This is a genomic window from Shewanella sp. SW1, assembly GCF_025653545.1.
Classification (GTDB): domain Bacteria; phylum Pseudomonadota; class Gammaproteobacteria; order Enterobacterales; family Shewanellaceae; genus Shewanella; species Shewanella oncorhynchi.
The window spans coordinates 127,769-145,547 of record NZ_JAKKSG010000006.1; the positions used below are offsets into that span (position 1 = coordinate 127,769).

The window sequence follows — 17,779 nt, forward strand, 5'->3', positions numbered from 1 at the left end:
TAATCGAGTAAACAGACGTAAAAAGACCTATACAGTGAGAGACTTGTCGTCTTGGTATGGTAAAATCACTGCAACTTTTCACGGTAAATGCTTATATGAATTCACTCTTGATACCCACGTCTTCACTCGCACCTGAATTTAGCCTGCCAACCCTTCCCGAAACGGCTGACAATCTAAGCGCATTACTCTTAGGACAAGAGCGTGCTGTGGATGCGTTTAAACTCCACCAAGCTATTGTCGATCAGCACTTGTATCTGGCTGATTTCCCGAGCATTGACCGCCAGTTAATGATGCAAGCCTGTATTGATAGCCTAGCGCCGTTATCTCCAGCTTATTTAGTGGCAACACGCCCGACTGACAAAGCGGCAACATTTCAGTGGCAATCAGAGAAACCACTAGAAAATCAGATCAGTATTGCCGAAAAAACGACTCGCTATCGCTACCTCAGTGGCAATATTCGCCGTGTAGACCTCATTGGCCGTATGGCACAAACAGGAACAATAAGTCAGTATCAAGCTGGTGCTCTGGCCGAATGTCATTATGTATTTATTTGCGCCGAGTCACTTTGGAAACGTGAAGGTTTATGGGAATTAGTGATGCAAATCCTCACTCATAAAGCGTATCAGATTAGCAATAACTTAAGTCCTATCCCGCTCAATTGTAAAATTGTCCTTATCGGTGCAGGAATGATTTATAGCCAAGTCAGAACTGAGGATTGGCAATTTCAACGTCACTTTACCCTACTAGCAGAACTCGCTAGCGAAATCGACTTGGTCCGTTATACAGAGTCACAATACGTCGCATGGTTGCAAGCGGTTGCACAAAGTGTCGAGGTCACTCTAGAACAATCAAGCCTAGCGCCACTTTTTCGTTATAGTGCACGGTTAACCGAACATCAGCGCCGCCTCAGTTTGTCTATGCTCGAGTTTGCCCAACTGATGGTACAAGCTAAAGCCTATTGTGGTAAACCGAGTATCAATGCGAGCAGTATTGAGCTCGCGTTAGCCCAAGCCAACTATCGTCATAACAGCTCGGAAGAATATTCAGGTCAAAGCTTCGATGACAACTTCATAAATCTGCCAACTTCGGGTGCTATGGTTGGTCAGATCAATGGCTTAACTGTCATTGATGCCATCGATTATAGTTATGGTGAGCCAGCGCGGATCACGGCATCTGTTCACTATGGTGATGGTGAAGTCGCCGATATCGAAAGAAAATCTGAACTTGGTGGCAATATACATGCCAAAGGAATGATGATCCTTTCTGCCTGCTTGTACCGTATCTTTGGGCGAGATGCACCATTACACCTAAATGCCAATATTGTTTTCGAACAATCCTATCAAGAAATTGATGGTGATAGCGCATCACTCGCAGAATACTGCTGTTTGATGTCAGCGATTGCCGAACAACCCATTATTCAGTCACTGGCAATAACGGGTGCATTGGATCAATTTGGTAATGTGCAAGCGATTGGTGGCATCAACGAGAAAATTGAAGGCTTTTTTAATCTGTGTGAACGTCGTGGTCTCACGGGAGAACAAGGCGTTATTATGCCCAAGTCGAACGTGTTACAGCTTAACCTCAATCCCAAAGTGATTACAGCTGTAGGCAAAGGCTTATTTCACCTCTATGCAATCGAGCATATGGACCAAGCTGTTGAGCTATTAATGCAAATGCCTGCGGGTGTAGCCGATGAAGATAATGATTTTCCACATGATTCATTATACGGCCTTGTGCAGGAACGATTAGACAAGCTCGCAGGAAATGGCGAGGAGGAAATCGGCATAATCACGAGATTACTCGCAAAATTGGGATTTTTTCGCCGCTAATTAGCTGATCGGAGTTGTTTAGCTTACACGTGTTCGCTAATCTTGGCGGCTCTTATTGCTGGAGTAGTAAAACAATGAACAAAGCAAACAGTTTCAATAAAGAAGAACTCATCGCCTGTGGCCATGGGAAATTATTTGGTCCAAACTCACCTCGTCTGCCTGTCGATAACATGCTGATGATAGATAGAATCGTTACTATCAATGATAATGGCGGTGAGTTTGGCAAAGGTGAAATTGTCGCTGAACTCGATATTAATCCAGGCTTATGGTTTTTTGACTGCCACTTTATTACCGACCCGGTAATGCCTGGTTGTTTAGGGCTTGATGCCATGTGGCAACTCGTTGGCTTCTATTTAGGCTGGGAAGGCGCAGAAGGCAAAGGACGTGCTCTGGGTGTAGGTGAAGTGAAGTTTACGGGTCAAGTATTACCAGGCGCTAAGAAAGTCACTTATAAACTCAATATCAAGCGTACTATTCACCGTAAACTGGTGATGGGTATTGCCGATGCAATCCTTGAAGTTGATGGCCGTCAAATCTACAGTGCAACCGATCTTAAAGTCGGTGTCTTTAGCGATACGTCTACATTCTGATCAGTCTTACTCCAATACACTGAAGATATCAGTACTACAGATATAAAAATGCCCTCATCTGAGGGCAATATGCTGCATTACTTTGCTTGTTCTGGGCTATTTAATTAATGAGTAAAACTCAATTATTTATTAAATAGCCCATTAACTCGGCCATCCACACCTTCACGCCAACCGCCTAACCACTGCGATCGCGAATCAAGATTTGCATATGGACAGAGCTCCTTAGAGCGTCCACCAACCCCAGCTTGGAATCCTTTTGAAAAAGCTCTGTCTAAACGATCTCGTTTTTGTCTTTTCATGCAAGCGTCCTCTGTTCTACATAAAATAGAAGCAAAAGCTTCACCCATAGAAATAGTGCTTTTTGACGCCAAGATCAATCAAAAAATCGGCTATTATACTGACTATTTATTAAACTATTGAGATCCTAGCGAAAAAAAATCGAGGCATTTCGCCTCGATTTTTTTAGTCTGAATTGAAGCTTAAAACTTAACGAATTCGACGACGGAACCACACCAATGGCAAAGCAAATAACCAAGCTAACGTTGCCGCACCAGAACGCTCAAAATTACCGGTATCGGTGCTATCTTCAACAGTACAAGCTTCACCACTGGTAGCCGGTTTAAGTACAACCATACGTGGAACATAAGCCGTTACAGGGTTACCATTACCACTGAGTTCAAATAGTGGTACACCATTCTCACCAACAATAATATTACCATTAGAGTCTAACTGGAAAGAAGGCTTACGAATAAAGGCAGTCCCCACGATGGTGCCATCTTCATTAATGCTGGTCGCTTCAACAACGAGAATATCACTGTCATAAGTCAGTACTTTACCAGTACCATCCGTAAATTCAACCTTATGACGGGTCCAATTGCCATCAGAGCCCTTTTCATAGCCCTTAGATTCACAGGTCAACAGGTTGTTAAGGTTACTAAATTCACCGGTAGATTTCTCATACAGGAAGCCCGCCTTAGGACGTGGTTTTTCCTTATCATAGGTGGTTTCTATATAACCTACGACTTGACCTTTATTGTTAATATCCTTGGGTTTACTCGAAAGATCCGTTGCCGTTGAGGCAAAATCATTAGGGGTTACATAGCCAACATCAGGTGTATTAGTATCAAAATAGAAAAACTTGTCGCGCAAATAACCTTGAATATAGCTACGATAACTACCGACAAGAATACCACTATCGTTGATGTCATAGGCAATGGAACTTGAAATCGATTCGCCCATTGGGATCCAGTGGTATTTATAATTACCTTCGACATCCTTAGCCCAATAAGCCGCATCTTGGTGTAACTTATCTGTATTGTTATTACGATAAACGTGCGAACGACCAACAACCACACCGTTATCATTCACGCCGAGCGCCTGAGCAGTAAAGGTTAAAGTGTTATCAGCTTTAGGCGTTAACCCTAAAGGCAACTCAATTCCCGTAGCAATATTATTGTCGATTTGCCATACATAGGCACGCGTCTGGTACTGAATGTTACGCGTACCCGTCGTATTCGGATATTGCTCACGTTGTACACAAATATCCAACGGCAAAGTATTATCCGAGCCTAAACAATAATTAACACGATCACTACCATATTTACTGATAGCAGTACTGGCGTAACCGGTCACTAAGTTATTATTATTAATAGCTGTAGCAGCAGACCATCCACCTAACTCTGCGGTTTTAGTCTTATCAGCATTAACAAATTGCGTGTAGGGAGGAACTAATGGAATTTCAGTGCTGCCCACTTTTACAACACCGCGGAACTCATAGTCGCGGTAATACCAATAATCATCAGTAACATCAGTAGTTGCAGTGTTTTCTGTTTTCTTTTCAGGCGCAGTCATGCTGCCCACTCTCACGCCCGCATCATTGATGCCGTAATAAAAAGTATCGACTGAGTTAACAACCGAAGTATCACTCGGTGGCGTAGTGCCATTGATACTATCAAAGGTTGTCTTCCATGCACCATCGGCACCATTTTGCGCCGCTATAAAGGCAAAGTTATTGGCAATAATCGCCGAAGTGATTGAATAGGTGATAGTTTCCTCTTTGGCTATACCATCTTCTATATCAATAACCCCGCCTTCCACATCTGATGTGCTAAGTTTTTTCTTACCTTTGATGATACCGACTAACTCGTCGTTGGCGTTAACACCTAACGCATAACCATTACGAGTTCCTTTGAAGCTATCAGAAAGTGGCAGATCATAATCATCAAGATTAACAATCTCGTAGACAGGTGCAGCATGGGCACTGTTTAATACACCAAGGACACCTAAGGCAACCAAGGAAAGGGCTTTATCCAACTTTGACTTCATTAATTCTATTCCCATTTTTATTATTGGTTTACTTCAGTGACTCAAGCTCTTCCCAACGCTCGAAGCAAACTTCCAATTGCTTTTCTTTATCAGCCAACTGACTCAATACCTGATTGACTTTATCCTGCGCCTGACTATAAAAGTCTGAATGTCCAATAGTGGTCTGCAATGCGAGAATTTCTGCCTCCAATTGCTCCATCACATTAGGTAGCGACTCTAACTCACGCTGTAGCTTATACGACAGTTTTTTTATCGCTTTCACTGGTTCTGCAGTTTTAACTTCGACGGGTTTAGTTTCAACCGCAGGAGCTTCGACCACCTTTTGTGAACTAGGTTCCTCAGAATAAAACTTTGCCCCTTGGTTCACAGCATCTTGATAACCACCTACATACTCGCTCCAATGGCCATTACCCGCATACCACCAGCTACTGGTCACAGTATTGTCGATAAATGCCCTGTCATGGCTCACTAGCAATAACGTACCTTGGTATTCAGTGAGCAACGACTCTAGCAATTCTAAGGTCTCAATATCAAGATCGTTAGTTGGCTCATCGAGAATGATTAAGTTTGCAGGGCGAATTAATAACTTAGCCAATAACAAACGGTTCTTCTCACCACCCGACAGCGCTTTCACTGGCGTTCTGGCGCGCATAGGCGAGAACAAGAAGTCCTGCAAATAACTTAAAATGTGGCGGTCTTGACCATTGATCGTGATGGTCTTTTTACCTTCACCAACGTTATCTTCAACGGTTTGCTCAGGATCTAACGCTTCACGATATTGGTCGAAATAAGCGATTTCGAGCTTAGTACCGACTTTAATTTCGCCCGATTGCGGTTGCAGCTTCTCGATTAACAGCTTGATCAAGGTTGATTTACCACAACCGTTTGGCCCAATCAGCGCAATACGGTCACCACGGATAACCGTCGTATTAAAGTTTTTAACCAGATTTTTATCGGGCAGATTGAAGTTAAGATCGGTCACATCAAAGACTAACTTACCAGAACGTTCAGTATCCGATACTGCCATTTTAGCATTGCCTTGACGATTCAGACGTTCACTTCGCTCTTCACGTAGCGCCTTCAGTGCGCGAACTCGACCTTCGTTACGGGTACGTCTGGCTTTAACGCCTTGACGGATCCACACTTCTTCATCGGCGAGACGCTTGTCAAACAAGGCATTTTTCTCGGCTTCGACGCGCAACCATTCTTGCTTACCATCAAGATACATTTGATAGTTGCCCGGCCATGAGGTCACCACACCACGGTCTAAATCGACAATCCGCGTCGCCATACGGGCAATAAAGCCCCTATCGTGGCTGATAAAGACGATAGCGCCTTGATAATCGAGTAAAAACTTTTCAAGCCACTCGATAGTGTCTATGTCTAAATGGTTGGTCGGTTCATCAAGTAACAACAGATCTGGCTCGCTCACCAGTGCTCTGGCTAACGCCACTTTACGCTGCCAACCACCCGATAACTCGCTCAAGGATTTGTCAGGATCGAGACCTAACAACTCGCAGTTTTGTTGGATGCGAGAATCTAACTGCCATCCATTATAGTGGTCTAAGGTTTCTTGCAGACCTTGCATCTCATTTAGCATACGATCCATTTGCTCTGGATCGGCATGGGCCACATCGTGGGACAGTTGATGATAACGCTCAAGCGCCTCGCCCACTTCCTTTAATCCCGCAGCAATATAAGCGTATACCGTGCCTTGCTCAGCCTTTGGCGGATCTTGTTGTAGACGGCTAACGGTCACATTACCAGCGATATTGAATTCGCCTTCATCCAGCAGTACATCACCAGATAACACTTTTAATAAACTCGACTTGCCAGCACCATTACGGCCAACAATACACACGCGCTCACCGCGTTGAATAGTAAAATCCGCTTTTTGTAACAACGGAGTGTAACCATAGGCTAAAGAGCCACTATTGATACGAACCAGACTCAAACTAAGCTCCTGTAAACTCTTGTAATTGCGTTGCGTTAAATGGCCAATGTAATTCTCTACCATCCCAAGCTTTAAGCACTGGGATCGATACGCCATAATGCTGCGCGAGGTATTCATCGTCACAAATATCTATGGCCCGATAGACAATATCGGCCGCGTCCAGTAAGGCCGCGGCCAGTTCACACAGATGACATCCCTCTGTGTGATATAGCAGATAATGCCTGTTATCTAATTCTGCTTGAGTCAACTCAGGCATGTGTGATAAGCCAAGTATTATGAATATGTGGATTACGTTTGTAGTCCATAGGCAAAGTCACGTCATCAATGTTCTTCACATTAATGTTCATCTTTGTCAGTGCCTCTATGTCCATCTTAAACTTACGTTTATTATTAGAGAACACTAGCTCGCCTGTTGGGCTTAGCAGTTTCACTAAGGATGCCAGTAAGTTCACATGGTCTCTCTGCACATCGAATGAATCTTCCATACGCTTAGAATTTGAGAAGGTCGGCGGATCGATAAAAATCAGATCGTACTGTTCACGGCAATCACGGATCCACTGCATGCAGTCAGATTGAACAAACTCATACTGCTTACCTTGAAGCCCATTGAGTGCAAAGTTGTCCTTCGCCCAAGCAATATAGGTATTGGACATATCCACCGTCGTCACCGATTTAGCCCCACCAAGCGCCGCATGCACAGAAGCAGAACCTGTGTAAGAAAACAGGTTAAGTACACGGCGTCCCTTAGATTTTTGACCGACTAAACGGCGTGTCAATCTGTGATCGAGGAATAAACCTGTATCCAAATAACCGGTTAAGTTCAGTTTGAACTTAGCGCCATATTCGGTAGTGATAAGCTCTAACTTACGCTCATCCAGCTTTTGATACTGACTCGTGCCCTTTTGACGCTCACGGGTCTTCATGATCATCTTGTTCGGATTGATACCAATGGCCGACGGCAGTGCTAACAACACATCGCTTAAACGACGCTTGGTTACGGCTTCAGGTATAGTTGCTGGCGCCATATATTCTTGAATAATCACGTAATCTAAGTATTTATCTACTGCGACGTTATATTCAGGAATGTCGGCATCATAAATACGATAGCTGTCGATGCCTTCTTTCTTGGCCCACTTCTCTAATAACTTGGCATTTTTCTTAATGCGGTTAGCAAATGCAGGGGCGATATCGGCAATGTCGACGCCGTCTGGCAGCACTGGCGTATCACGACGTGTACTGGTCGCATGCAAGGTATAAATGTTAAAAGCACATTCTAGGGCACCGTTGAACATCTTCATCTGTTTGTCGGCTTTAAGCTTAAGTGATGATACCAGCTCGATATCACTACACAGCATGGCCACTTTCCAGCCGCCAAACTCTTTCTTAAACTTGTCGCCTAGCTGATAGTAAAGCTGCAATAACTCAGACACATTGCCTAAACGTTCACCATAAGGTGGGTTAGTGATCAAATAGCCACTTTCTGAAGGCGGCGTTATCGTCAACGCATCTGCAACTTGAAACTCAATTAACTCGAGTACACCGGCATTTTCGGCGTTACGTTTGGCTAACGCGACTAAGCGCGAATCGATATCTGAGCCGTAGAATTTAATCTCACAACGTTTCACGCCTAATGAGGCACGCGCTTTCGCTTCTTCAACGATTTCTTGCCACACAGCTTTATCATGACGACGCCAATGTTCAAACCCAAAACGGCTACGCTGTAAGCCTGGGGCAATATCGGCCGCCATTAAAGCCGCTTCAATCAGCACAGTTCCACTACCACAGAAAGGATCGAGCAAGGTCGAAGGCGCTGCTTGCCAGCCACTGCGTACTAACATGTTGGCGGCTAAGTTTTCCTTCAGAGGCGCTTCGCCAGTGGTCGAACGATAACCACGTTGATGCAATGATGGACCAGAGAAGTTCATCGCAATCGTGATTACGCCATTACGAAAATGGGCATCAACTTTAAAGTCAGCATCGACGCGTGACACATTGGGGCGCTCAACGTCATCGTCCCGGAATCTATCCACAACCGCGTCTTTAATCTTAAGTGCGCCGAACTGGGTATTATTGATAAAACCACCCGTACCATGAAAATCGATACTAAAAGTGCTTTTATTGGAAAAGTGCGCCGGCCAATCGACACAATAGGCGGCATTATAAAGTTGCTCTGCCGACTCGCAGCTGCCTTTATAGATAACCAACACGATACGGCTGGCTAAGCGTGTCCATAAAGTAATCCGATACGCTAAAGCTAAGGGGGCAGTGAAATACACACCAGCAACACTCTCTTTTACTTCAGTCGCACCAAATTCTGTCAGCTCTTGGGCTAAGCTATATTCAAAGCCCTTAGGGGCGGCGGCAAAAAAATTAAGCATGGGATAATCAGTACGCAGTCAAAATCAAAGCGACATTATACCTGCTCGAATACATAAAAGATAAACAGTTATTAGTCGAAACCCCATTTAGTCTCATCCTCGACTTAAGATAATCAACGAAAAATCCCTAACTTATGTTTAAATTGTATGAAAGCCCCCCACTCCGCTTTATATTTAAGCGTTCACCACCTTTTTCGATCTTCGTCCTTGCAATGCCAAGGCGCTGCCGTTATAGTCTGCCCCGCTTTGAAGACGGACGCGGGATGGAGCAGCATGGTAGCTCGTCGGGCTCATAACCCGAAGGTCGTAGGTTCAAATCCTGCTCCCGCAACCATTTAAAAGCAAAATAATAAAGTAATACAGATAGATATCGGACGCGGGATGGAGCAGCATGGTAGCTCGTCGGGCTCATAACCCGAAGGTCGTCGGTTCAAATCCGGCTCCCGCAACCACTTTCTATATGTGTTTGTAATGAGAAACAGCTTATCGGGCTCAACTCCTTATAAACAACAGGCGAAGGTAGTCAGTTAAAATACGACTCCAGCAACCAATTCTTAGATGACAGAATTAAAATAGTTATTAACAGCAACAATCGGACGCGGGATGGAGCAGCATGGTAGCTCGTCGGGCTCATAACCCGAAGGTCGTCGGTTCAAATCCGGCTCCCGCAACCACTTTTTATATGTGTTTATAAAGAGAAACAGCTTATCGGGCTCAACTCCTTATAAACAACAGGCGAAGGTAGTCGCTGATTTAACATTAGCAATCCGGCTTCCGCAACCAATTCTTTGATGACAGAATTAAAACAGTTATTAACAACAATCGGACGCGGGATGGAGCAGCATGGTAGCTCGTCGGGCTCATAACCCGAAGGTCGTCGGTTCAAATCCGGCTCCCGCAACCACTTCTCTTTATTAAAGAGAAAATAACCAGCACAAGCTGGTTTTTTTGTATCTAAAATTCGTAATAACCCTCTGTAAAATCCTAACCAGATCACCATGGTAGCGCTCATCGGATTCAACGACCTATAAACAACCGATGAAAGCCATCAGTTCAAATCATCTTCAACAACAGCGTCCAAAATAAGATTTAAACTGATTAGCTGACATCAATGCGTTTTTTGGATTTCAAATTTCGCCATGAAGGTGTCGGACAATATGACTCCTGCCATAGCACCAAAGGAAACGGTGAAAATCATGATGAAAGGTAGAGGTTTCAAATAAGCGGAAGTGAGAACACCTTGACCGAACCAGTGCAGCAACAGACCAAGGATCATGACGCCAAAAGCGAGCTTATTTGCAGCAAAAAACATCGGAATTTCGAACGCCCACAACGCTTTATTTTCCTTAAATTGAGCGAAACCGAAATAGAGATAAAGCAGTAATGCCACTATAGCGAGAGTGCAAACACTGAGTGCATAGCTTAATTGAGAAGCCCCAGCCAATACTTGATAGCCGATACGTATGGCATAAATACCGACACCCAACCAAAGTATCAGCAGCGGCAATAAAATGAGTCCCATTTTTATCCTTAAAAGTTAGGATAGACATACACTTAGCACCTAAAGCGAACTCTGAAAATGAGCGCTTAATGCTATTCCAAGACCTCGGTTCGTAAAGTGAGATCTTGAAGTAAGTTCTTAAATTCAGCGCTTAGAGCAAATTCTTAAAGTTAGTACTTAGAGTGAGAGCCTTAAGCAACAGCTAAAATAGCGCCGAGATCAGCATGCTATTTTAACCGCGCCATATGATACACACTGACAAACTCACCATTTCTAAAAGCAAAATCCTTCGACTCACCTTCCATTACAAAGCCAAACTTTTTATATAGACCAATGGCGGCATGATTATCGGTATAAACCGTTAATTCAATTCGTTTTATATTCATCCATTTATCGGTAAGCTCAAGCATCGCGTTAATCAAGGCACTGCCTACACCGCGGCCTTGCCAACTGTCTTTTACACCCATACCAAATGAGGCAACATGCCTACGGCGAGGTTGCTCATACACTTCAAAACCCAACTCACCGACAATTTCACCTTCAATCTCTGCGACATAGCGATGAACATGATTCGATGTTGCTGCAAGACGCGCCTCCCATTTATCGGTCGATGGCAAAGGTAATTGCAAGGTACCCGCATAGGCATTTGGACAGGCATATACTGCTTGAATGGCTGCAGCGTCACTCTTCTCTGCATGCCTAATAGTAATATTTCCCAATGAGTCCCCTCCCTGGTTTTCAAATAAAAAAGACGTGTCCAATTCAACGTACACAGAACTAAGCACACAGGTCTAAGCCCAACGAATTGACTTAGGCATGCTGTGGATCACTGTGATTAAGCAACTCAACCCGATTATTATCAAACCGACTTTACGGATGAAGCTCACATAAGACAAGTATGAAATTTAAAAAACTATTGATAAACATGGATTTTATACAGATAGATATCAATCAATATAGGAATTGAATCAACCACCGCCCTGTCTCCATAACCCAGCCTCAACACCTAGGTTGAAACTCTGGGCAAATAAAAACCCGCTCAAGATAAGATCTAGGCGGGTTTATAAGATTCAGGCACTAAGGTGATAATCGAGTTGAATACTTCAGCCTTCAATTAATCCAATACAATCAATAGTATGGTTCTAATATAAACTGTTTAATTAAAGTGGTAAACGACCATTAAAGGACAGCGCTAACGTAGTGCTATCCACGTATTCCAACTCGCCACCTACGGGTACGCCATGGGCAATGCGGCTTATCATCACTTTGTGACGTCTGGCCATATCGGCAATAAAATGCGCTGTAGCCTCACCTTCTACTGTTGGATTTGTCGCTAATATCAGTTCGGTGACATCACCCGATGCCAAATGGCGCTCGAGTAACGCTAAGCCTAACTCTTCTGGCCCCACACCATCGAGGGGCGATAAATGGCCTAAAAGCACAAAGTAACGGCCAGTGAAATGTCCACCCGCTTCAATGGCTAACACATCAGCCGGCGTTTCCACCACACAAATGGTGGAGGAGGTACCGCGTTTATGGCTAGCACAGATCGGACAGAGGGTTTCTTCAGTGTAGGTTCGGCAAGACTGACAATGACCGACGTCACTCATCGCACTGGACAGCGCACTGGCTAACTTAAGCCCTGCTTTTCGGTCACGCTCGAGTAACTGAAACGCCATACGTTGCGCCGATTTAGGCCCAACCCCAGGTAAACAACGCAGGGACTGAATTAACTCATCTAACAATGGACTGAATTTCATCGGCTATCTCAATTAAAATGGCATTTTCATGCCTGGTGGTAATTGCATGCCACCAGTAACTTCAGCCATTTTAGTTTTTTGGTTTTCTTCGATTCGACGGGCAGCGTCATTACAGGCCGCAGCAATCAAATCTTCCAGCATTTCTTTGTCGTCTTCCATCAGGCTTGGGTCGATTTCGACTTTACGCACTGTGTGCGCGCCTGTCATAGTCACTTTCACCAAACCAGCACCAGATTCACCCACCATTTCCATACGGGCGATTTCTTCCTGCATTTTGGCCATTTTTTCTTGCATCATCTGGGCCTGTTTCATCAAATTGCCCATACCGCCTTTTCCAAACATAGTCATTTCTCTTCTATTAGGGTTAGTCGCAAGCATTAACGCGGCTAATCTTACTTAAATAAATGGGATTGGCAATCAATGCCGTTATCTTGTTAATAAACTTATGATCTCGATGCAGAGTTTCTCAGCAGCATCACTATAAATATGCACTCGAAGCCTAAATTTAAACCACAACGCTACAAATTAACGATGAAAATTTTACCCAAAGACTCGCCAATAATGGCTAACTCGCGGCCTCAGTTAACTCTGGTAACGCTTGTATTTGCTGACTGCGTAAATTCAACAACTCTGGCGGATACACTAGACTATCGGCATCGAGTTCGGCGCCCATACGTTGGATCAACCATTGCACATTGTCATCATGAATCAAGGATTGATGCGCTTGTTGCAGCAACTCTTGGTGGAAACGCTTACGTAACTCTAAGGGCGTTTCCCGCTGTTCATCGATTCCTATGACCACTTGCACCCGTCTTGGGTTCCCGAGCGCGGTAGTTAAGGCTTGCTCAAGCTGCACTATGGCAACATCGGCCGCTAGATGCTTCTGGTTTGGTTTAAGCAGCAACGGCAAAGGATCACTCAAAGTTTGACAGACAGAATTAACCGCCAGTTGCCGCACTCGCCCGCCGATCTCTAAGCTCGCCATCAACTTGTACCAATGTAAATCTAATGGATGGCCGCTAATAGGTTGAGTCGAACTGAGCGCGACTTGTGTCTCCTGCGTGTGTTCCACTGTATTTGACGCATTTGTCAGTGCTGTTGTGCTAGCCAAAGCAAACTCTGAGGCGGGTATTTCTTCTTGACGTACAGCCTGATTTTGAAGTATTTCCGACTTCAAACTTGATGCTGCGACCTGCCCGTCACTCAGGGATAGAGTGTCATCTTGTGCATGATTAGGTGCGTAACTCACGCCTAAAAGCTCTTGAGCATGACTGGCTTGAACATTCTTTATATCAGCAGCTTGCGCGCTCACCGGCTGAACACTGTCAGTCTTATTGCTATCGACTTGCGTCACTTCGATAGATTCAGCTTCAGGCGCTGCCTCCCAAGGCGGACGATCATCTGCAGCGGACGGTTTGACAGGCTTATCAGAGACAATTCCAGTTGAGATGACGACTGAAGATACTGCTTGGTGCAGATCGATAGGCTCAAGATCTAAGTCGAAGTCATCATCAAAATCTATCGCTAAATCAGGGTCTAAATCAGATGCTGGATCAACAGAAAATGCCACACTTGGCTGACTCGCTTCAATTTTAGTAACCGATTTAGGTAAGGTTACACAATGTGATTTAGTGTTTGGCGTCTTAAGTTTTGAGTCCAATGACGACTTTTTTTCATCACCGTCCTTAGCACTTAAGGCGTCAAGATCAGATAGCAGCGAATCCCGCGCCGCCAACACAGCTGAGAGAATATCATCATCGGCTAAGGATACAGAAGCGGCTTGTTGTAGCGCTTGGTCTTGTATTGAATCTGATACTGAGGTCTGTGATTGAGTGAAGACTTGAGCCACAGGTGCTGACTGACGATCAGCAGAAGCTTGCATGCCTGCAGCGTTTGAAACACCTACAGAACTTTGAACATCAACAGAATTTATAGCCTCTTTCGAATCAAAGCCATGGTTAAAGTTATCATCATTATAAGCGCCAGAGGAAAAATCAGCATAAACGTCTTGATAGGAATCAAGTGGAGCTGACTCTAGGGCATAATCCTCCATCGCTGAATATGAATGCTCAGCTTCATTTCCATGAATGCGATTAGCATCATGCCCTAGCTCAAACGCGTTGTTATCGATGTTGTTATCGAAGATGTTCTCTGCAGCAAGGTCTTTATCAAAAAGAGCTTTATCTACACTGTCACCACACTCAACAACTGTTGAATTGACAGCAGTTTCAGGCTCTGCCGTATTCACTAGACTCGGTTTGGAAGCTATTGTGACTAATTCAATTCCTTGAATATTCTGAGTATCAATACTAGCGACCGATACCTCGATACCAGCAACAGATTCTGAAGTGTGTATAAGAGACGCTTGAGCGGTTGATACTGTTTGAGTTTGTGGCTCGACTTCAGCATTCACTATCTCAACATTTAAGCTTAAGCTGCCAGCGTTAAATCCCTGACTCTGCGCCTGACTTAGAATCACCGCCTGTTCGGCAATTAATGCCGCATCCGCTTGGAGCTCAGCATCAAGTGCCTGCTCTGCGGTATCGGCAGGCTCAATTAATGCTGTTTTTTTTTCAGCAGGCAGTTGTTCCGCAGTATGTGGCTCAGCAAACTTTTGTTCTTTTACATCATGAGCTTGCGCTGTCGCAACTGGCGTTTGCCCTTCGGATAAACTGATCTCAGCGACCGCATCAGGCTGCCAGCGCTTTACTGGCTTTTCCGGCACAAACGCCACAGCGCGTAATAGCGCCATCTCAAGACCCGATTTAGGATCCGGTGCATGGGGTAAGTCTTTGCGGCCTGTTAATAAAATCTGATAATAAAGCTGCACTTGTTCCGGCTTAAGCTGTTCGGCAAAGGCGCGAATTTGTGCGCTATACAAGGATTGCTGTGCGCAAGCGGGGGCAAATTGGGTCAAGGTAATTTGATGTAACAACTCAAGTAAACTGCGTAGCACTTCTTGGGCATCTGCGCCGTACGCAAGCACTTGGGCACAGGTATGCATTAACACACCAATATCGGCATCGGTTAAGGCTTTAAGCAAGGCAACCACATGCTGCTCATCAATACTGCCAAGCATGGTTTGTACTTGGCCAAGCATCACATTACCGCCACCAAAGGCGATGGCTTGATCTGTCAAACTCAAGGCATCACGCATACTGCCATTGGCAGCTTTAGCCAGCAATTTTAGGGCTTCTACATCAAAGGGAAACTGCTCTTGGGTCAAGATATGATTGAGCTGAGTGCCAATTTCAGCTTGGGTCAGGCTTTTTAAATTGAACTGCAAACAACGAGATAACACAGTCACTGGCAGTTTCTGCGGGTCGGTGGTCGCCAGAAGAAATTTAACGTGCTCGGGGGGTTCTTCTAAGGTTTTTAGCAGTGCGTTAAAACTGCTGCGCGACAGCATATGCACTTCGTCGATGAGATAAACCTTAAAGCGGCCACGGGTTGGACGATACTGCACATTGTCTAACAGCTCACGGGTATCATCGACCTTAGTGCGAGATGCGGCATCGACTTCAATCAAATCGACAAAACGGCCTTGGGCGATTTCCACACAACTGCCGCAAACACCACAGGGAGTGGCTGTCACGCCTTGTTCGCAATTTAAGCCTTTGGCAAAGAGTCGCGCCAAGCTGGTTTTACCGACACCGCGCGTTCCCGTAAACAGGTAAGCATGGTGTAAGCGCTGCTGGCTTAACGCATTGGTCAAGGCATGCAAAACATGGCTTTGGCCAACCATTTGATCAAATGTGGCAGGGCGCCATTTTCTGGCTAACACCTGATATGACATGGAACTCCCCAGAGTATGTGATACAAAAGCGGGAGCATGCGCCCCGAGAACTTTGAAAGATAACATGCCATGATTTGACATGCCATCAAACTATCCCAAGGCGCCTTTAGCTGCAGATTTATTCGCCTTCAAACTCACAAAGTTTAACCAACTCAAGCCCTAATGCGGTTAAACGGGCTTCACCACCTAAATCAGGTAATGAGATCACAAAGGCCGCATGTTTAACTTCACCGCCGAGTTGGCGGATCAGTTTAACGGTCGCTTCGATAGTACCGCCAGTGGCGAGTAAATCATCAACAACGAGCACTTTGTCATTTGCGCTAATCGCATCAGTATGAATTTCTAGGCTATCGTGACCGTATTCCAGTTCATAGCTTTGGCTGATGGTTGCACGCGGCAATTTGCCGGGTTTACGCACAGGTACAAAACCGATACCCAATTCTAAAGCCAACGGTGCACCAAATAAGAAACCACGGGCTTCAGTACCCACAATTTTGGTAAAGCCTTGACCACGATAATGTTCAACTAACAAGTCGATGGTCGCTTTATAGGCTGCTGCATTCTCAAGCAAACTGGTGACATCTCGAAATAAAATCCCTTCCTTAGGATAATTAGGAATCGTTTTAATGCTTTGCTTTATCAAGGATAAGGTTTCTGTATTCATAGCCATCATATTTGCTTAATAAGTTACTTAATCAATTCACCAACCTAGCGGTGGCGGTATAAAACAAAACGTCCACACTGGGTGGACGCATTGTCGAAAGTCGGACAAAGCTTATGCCGCTTTAGTTTTAGTTGCAACAATCACAATGCACAAGTGATGGAAAGGTTATCAATTTGTGCCTTAGATCAAACCCTGTTGGCTCTCAGTTAAATAGCCTCAACAAGAACACGACTAAACTTTCAGTCACAGCACTTGAGCCCATCTAATAACTCAATCATCCCTCTATTTCAGGTATACCTTTAAGATACCAAAGTAGGACCAATGCCATGACAAACAGCAGACCTTTTACCCAAAGGATAGGGACCACAATAATACTGACACTAAAACTCAGCGCGCTAACTATCATGGCTTTGCGTTTCAATCCCTTACGCATTGCTCGCTGCTCTTGCCACTGGGTTAAAGCGTCGGCAAACCAGGGATGTGTCATCAACCAATGGTGTAAACGTTCACTCGAGCGGGCAAAGCAGAAGGCAGCAAGCAAGATAAAAGGCACGGTCGGCAATATCGGTAGCACGATACCGACTAAACCTAAGACTAAAGCGGTTAAGCCTAACAGTAAAAATAATCCGCGCTTTAATACCATAAGTTTAAATGCCCTTTATCGGAAAAACAAAAGCCACTCGAAGAGTGGCCAATAGGCTACGCGCTAGAGATTAACGCTCGCTTAAATTAAACCTAAATGCTTTAACCAAGACAGACTTGCTGGCAGAGTCGGCAACAGTAAAACTAAAATAAAACCAATAAAATACAAAAAATTAAATGGGTCTTTAAACGGCTGACTACTCATTACAGCTCCTCTAGTATGTGCAAGTATAAGTGCGCAGGAATCGTACAGTGATTGAGATCACAAAACGGCCGACATTGTAGCGGTTTGTCAAATTAATAAAAACCCTCTAAATGTAGGGTTATTGCATTTATTTCG

The 17,779-nt window shown here is 44.6% G+C and carries 15 protein-coding genes and 4 tRNA genes; 6 read left to right on the forward strand and 13 right to left on the reverse strand.

The features are described from left to right. Nucleotides 1-95 precede the first annotated feature (95 nt). Together L5M71_RS07395 and fabA are read left to right on the forward strand one after the other, a co-directional pair. Complete coding sequence (locus L5M71_RS07395; RefSeq protein WP_263208028.1) at nt 96-1,829, forward strand: AAA family ATPase; 1,734 nt, start codon at nt 96-98, stop codon at nt 1,827-1,829. A 74-nt stretch (nt 1,830-1,903) separates the two neighbouring features. Continuing rightward, nucleotides 1,904-2,419, forward strand: coding sequence for a bifunctional 3-hydroxydecanoyl-ACP dehydratase/trans-2-decenoyl-ACP isomerase (gene fabA / locus L5M71_RS07400; RefSeq protein WP_113940888.1), 516 nt, complete (start codon nt 1,904-1,906; stop codon nt 2,417-2,419). 122 nt (nt 2,420-2,541) lie between these two features. Here the strand turns inward: fabA and rmf are convergent, their stop codons facing one another. The 5 genes from rmf to rlmKL all read right to left on the reverse strand — a co-directional run bounded on the left by rmf (nt 2,542) and on the right by rlmKL (nt 9,076). Continuing rightward, complete coding sequence (gene rmf, locus L5M71_RS07405; protein ID WP_006082074.1) at nt 2,542-2,718, reverse strand: ribosome modulation factor; 177 nt, start codon at nt 2,716-2,718, stop codon at nt 2,542-2,544. A gap of 187 nt (nt 2,719-2,905) precedes the next feature. Beyond that, nucleotides 2,906-4,744, reverse strand: a complete 1,839-nt coding sequence (locus tag L5M71_RS07410) for a DUF3466 family protein (RefSeq protein WP_263208033.1) — start codon at nt 4,742-4,744, stop codon at nt 2,906-2,908. 28 nt (nt 4,745-4,772) lie between these two features. Then, nucleotides 4,773-6,698: an ABC transporter ATP-binding protein gene (locus L5M71_RS07415; protein ID WP_263208035.1), complete on the reverse strand. Its 1,926-nt coding sequence runs from the start codon at nt 6,696-6,698 to the stop codon at nt 4,773-4,775. Nucleotide 6,699: 1 nt separating this feature from the next. After that, the gene (locus L5M71_RS07420) at nt 6,700-6,954 is read right to left on the reverse strand and encodes a glutaredoxin family protein (RefSeq protein WP_263208037.1); all 255 of its coding nucleotides are present in this window, start codon (nt 6,952-6,954) and stop codon (nt 6,700-6,702) included. Continuing rightward, nucleotides 6,947-9,076 (reverse strand): bifunctional 23S rRNA (guanine(2069)-N(7))-methyltransferase RlmK/23S rRNA (guanine(2445)-N(2))-methyltransferase RlmL, encoded by a 2,130-nt coding sequence (gene rlmKL, locus L5M71_RS07425; RefSeq protein ID WP_173497383.1) that lies wholly within the window; start codon nt 9,074-9,076, stop codon nt 6,947-6,949. The genes L5M71_RS07420 and rlmKL overlap by 8 nt, the downstream gene beginning before the upstream one ends. A gap of 257 nt (nt 9,077-9,333) precedes the next feature. Here rlmKL and L5M71_RS07430 point away from each other — a divergent pair. From L5M71_RS07430 to L5M71_RS07445, 4 genes are all read left to right on the forward strand, one after another. Beyond that, nucleotides 9,334-9,410, forward strand: a tRNA-Met gene (locus tag L5M71_RS07430). Between the two features lie 41 nt (nt 9,411-9,451). After that, nucleotides 9,452-9,528 (forward strand) — tRNA-Met (locus tag L5M71_RS07435). A 145-nt stretch (nt 9,529-9,673) separates the two neighbouring features. Next, nucleotides 9,674-9,750: transfer RNA gene (locus L5M71_RS07440), tRNA-Met, on the forward strand. Between the two features lie 153 nt (nt 9,751-9,903). After that, a tRNA-Met gene (locus L5M71_RS07445) sits at nt 9,904-9,980 on the forward strand. A gap of 204 nt (nt 9,981-10,184) precedes the next feature. Here the strand turns inward: L5M71_RS07445 and L5M71_RS07450 are convergent. The 8 genes from L5M71_RS07450 to L5M71_RS07485 all read right to left on the reverse strand — a co-directional run bounded on the left by L5M71_RS07450 (nt 10,185) and on the right by L5M71_RS07485 (nt 17,644). Continuing rightward, nucleotides 10,185-10,598 carry a hypothetical protein gene (locus L5M71_RS07450; protein ID WP_220776085.1) on the reverse strand — a complete coding sequence of 138 codons (414 nt, stop codon included), beginning with the start codon at nt 10,596-10,598 and terminating at the stop codon, nt 10,185-10,187. Nucleotides 10,599-10,804: 206 nt separating this feature from the next. Continuing rightward, complete coding sequence (locus tag L5M71_RS07455) at nt 10,805-11,296, reverse strand: GNAT family N-acetyltransferase (RefSeq protein ID WP_113940894.1); 492 nt, start codon at nt 11,294-11,296, stop codon at nt 10,805-10,807. A 441-nt stretch (nt 11,297-11,737) separates the two neighbouring features. Next, on the reverse strand, nt 11,738-12,337 hold the full coding sequence (gene recR / locus L5M71_RS07460) for a recombination mediator RecR (protein ID WP_028759631.1): 600 nt from the start codon (nt 12,335-12,337) through the stop codon (nt 11,738-11,740). A 12-nt stretch (nt 12,338-12,349) separates the two neighbouring features. Then, a complete protein-coding gene (locus L5M71_RS07465) occupies nt 12,350-12,679 on the reverse strand; it encodes a YbaB/EbfC family nucleoid-associated protein (protein ID WP_028759630.1) in 330 nt (109 codons plus the stop codon). A gap of 223 nt (nt 12,680-12,902) precedes the next feature. Further along, nucleotides 12,903-16,214, reverse strand: coding sequence for a DNA polymerase III subunit gamma/tau (gene dnaX / locus L5M71_RS07470; protein WP_263208044.1), 3,312 nt, complete (start codon nt 16,212-16,214; stop codon nt 12,903-12,905). 37 nt (nt 16,215-16,251) lie between these two features. Then, a complete protein-coding gene (gene apt, locus L5M71_RS07475) occupies nt 16,252-16,803 on the reverse strand; it encodes an adenine phosphoribosyltransferase (protein WP_105252212.1) in 552 nt (183 codons plus the stop codon). Between the two features lie 268 nt (nt 16,804-17,071). Further along, entirely contained in the window at nt 17,072-17,440 is a 369-nt protein-coding gene (locus tag L5M71_RS07480) for a YbaN family protein (protein WP_113940896.1), read from the reverse strand. A gap of 81 nt (nt 17,441-17,521) precedes the next feature. After that, nucleotides 17,522-17,644 carry a hypothetical protein gene (locus L5M71_RS07485; RefSeq protein ID WP_006082086.1) on the reverse strand — a complete coding sequence of 41 codons (123 nt, stop codon included), beginning with the start codon at nt 17,642-17,644 and terminating at the stop codon, nt 17,522-17,524. Nucleotides 17,645-17,779: the final 135 nt, after the last annotated feature.

Bases quoted from the DNA above. Each gene is read 5' to 3' on its own strand.
- L5M71_RS07395 (WP_263208028.1), top strand. From the start codon at position 96: ATGAATTCACTCTTGATACCCACGTCTTCACTCGCACCTGAATTTAGC.
- fabA (WP_113940888.1), top strand. From the start codon at position 1,904: ATGAACAAAGCAAACAGTTTCAATAAAGAAGAACTCATCGCCTGTGGC.
- rmf (WP_006082074.1), bottom strand. From the start codon at position 2,718: ATGAAAAGACAAAAACGAGATCGTTTAGACAGAGCTTTTTCAAAAGGA.
- L5M71_RS07410 (WP_263208033.1), bottom strand. From the start codon at position 4,744: ATGAAGTCAAAGTTGGATAAAGCCCTTTCCTTGGTTGCCTTAGGTGTC.
- L5M71_RS07420 (WP_263208037.1), bottom strand. From the start codon at position 6,954: ATGCCTGAGTTGACTCAAGCAGAATTAGATAACAGGCATTATCTGCTA.
- rlmKL (WP_173497383.1), bottom strand. From the start codon at position 9,076: ATGCTTAATTTTTTTGCCGCCGCCCCTAAGGGCTTTGAATATAGCTTA.
- L5M71_RS07450 (WP_220776085.1), bottom strand. From the start codon at position 10,598: ATGGGACTCATTTTATTGCCGCTGCTGATACTTTGGTTGGGTGTCGGT.
- recR (WP_028759631.1), bottom strand. From the start codon at position 12,337: ATGAAATTCAGTCCATTGTTAGATGAGTTAATTCAGTCCCTGCGTTGT.
- L5M71_RS07465 (WP_028759630.1), bottom strand. From the start codon at position 12,679: ATGTTTGGAAAAGGCGGTATGGGCAATTTGATGAAACAGGCCCAGATG.
- dnaX (WP_263208044.1), bottom strand. From the start codon at position 16,214: ATGTCAAATCATGGCATGTTATCTTTCAAAGTTCTCGGGGCGCATGCT.
- apt (WP_105252212.1), bottom strand. From the start codon at position 16,803: ATGGCTATGAATACAGAAACCTTATCCTTGATAAAGCAAAGCATTAAA.
- L5M71_RS07480 (WP_113940896.1), bottom strand. From the start codon at position 17,440: ATGGTATTAAAGCGCGGATTATTTTTACTGTTAGGCTTAACCGCTTTA.
- L5M71_RS07485 (WP_006082086.1), bottom strand. From the start codon at position 17,644: ATGAGTAGTCAGCCGTTTAAAGACCCATTTAATTTTTTGTATTTTATT.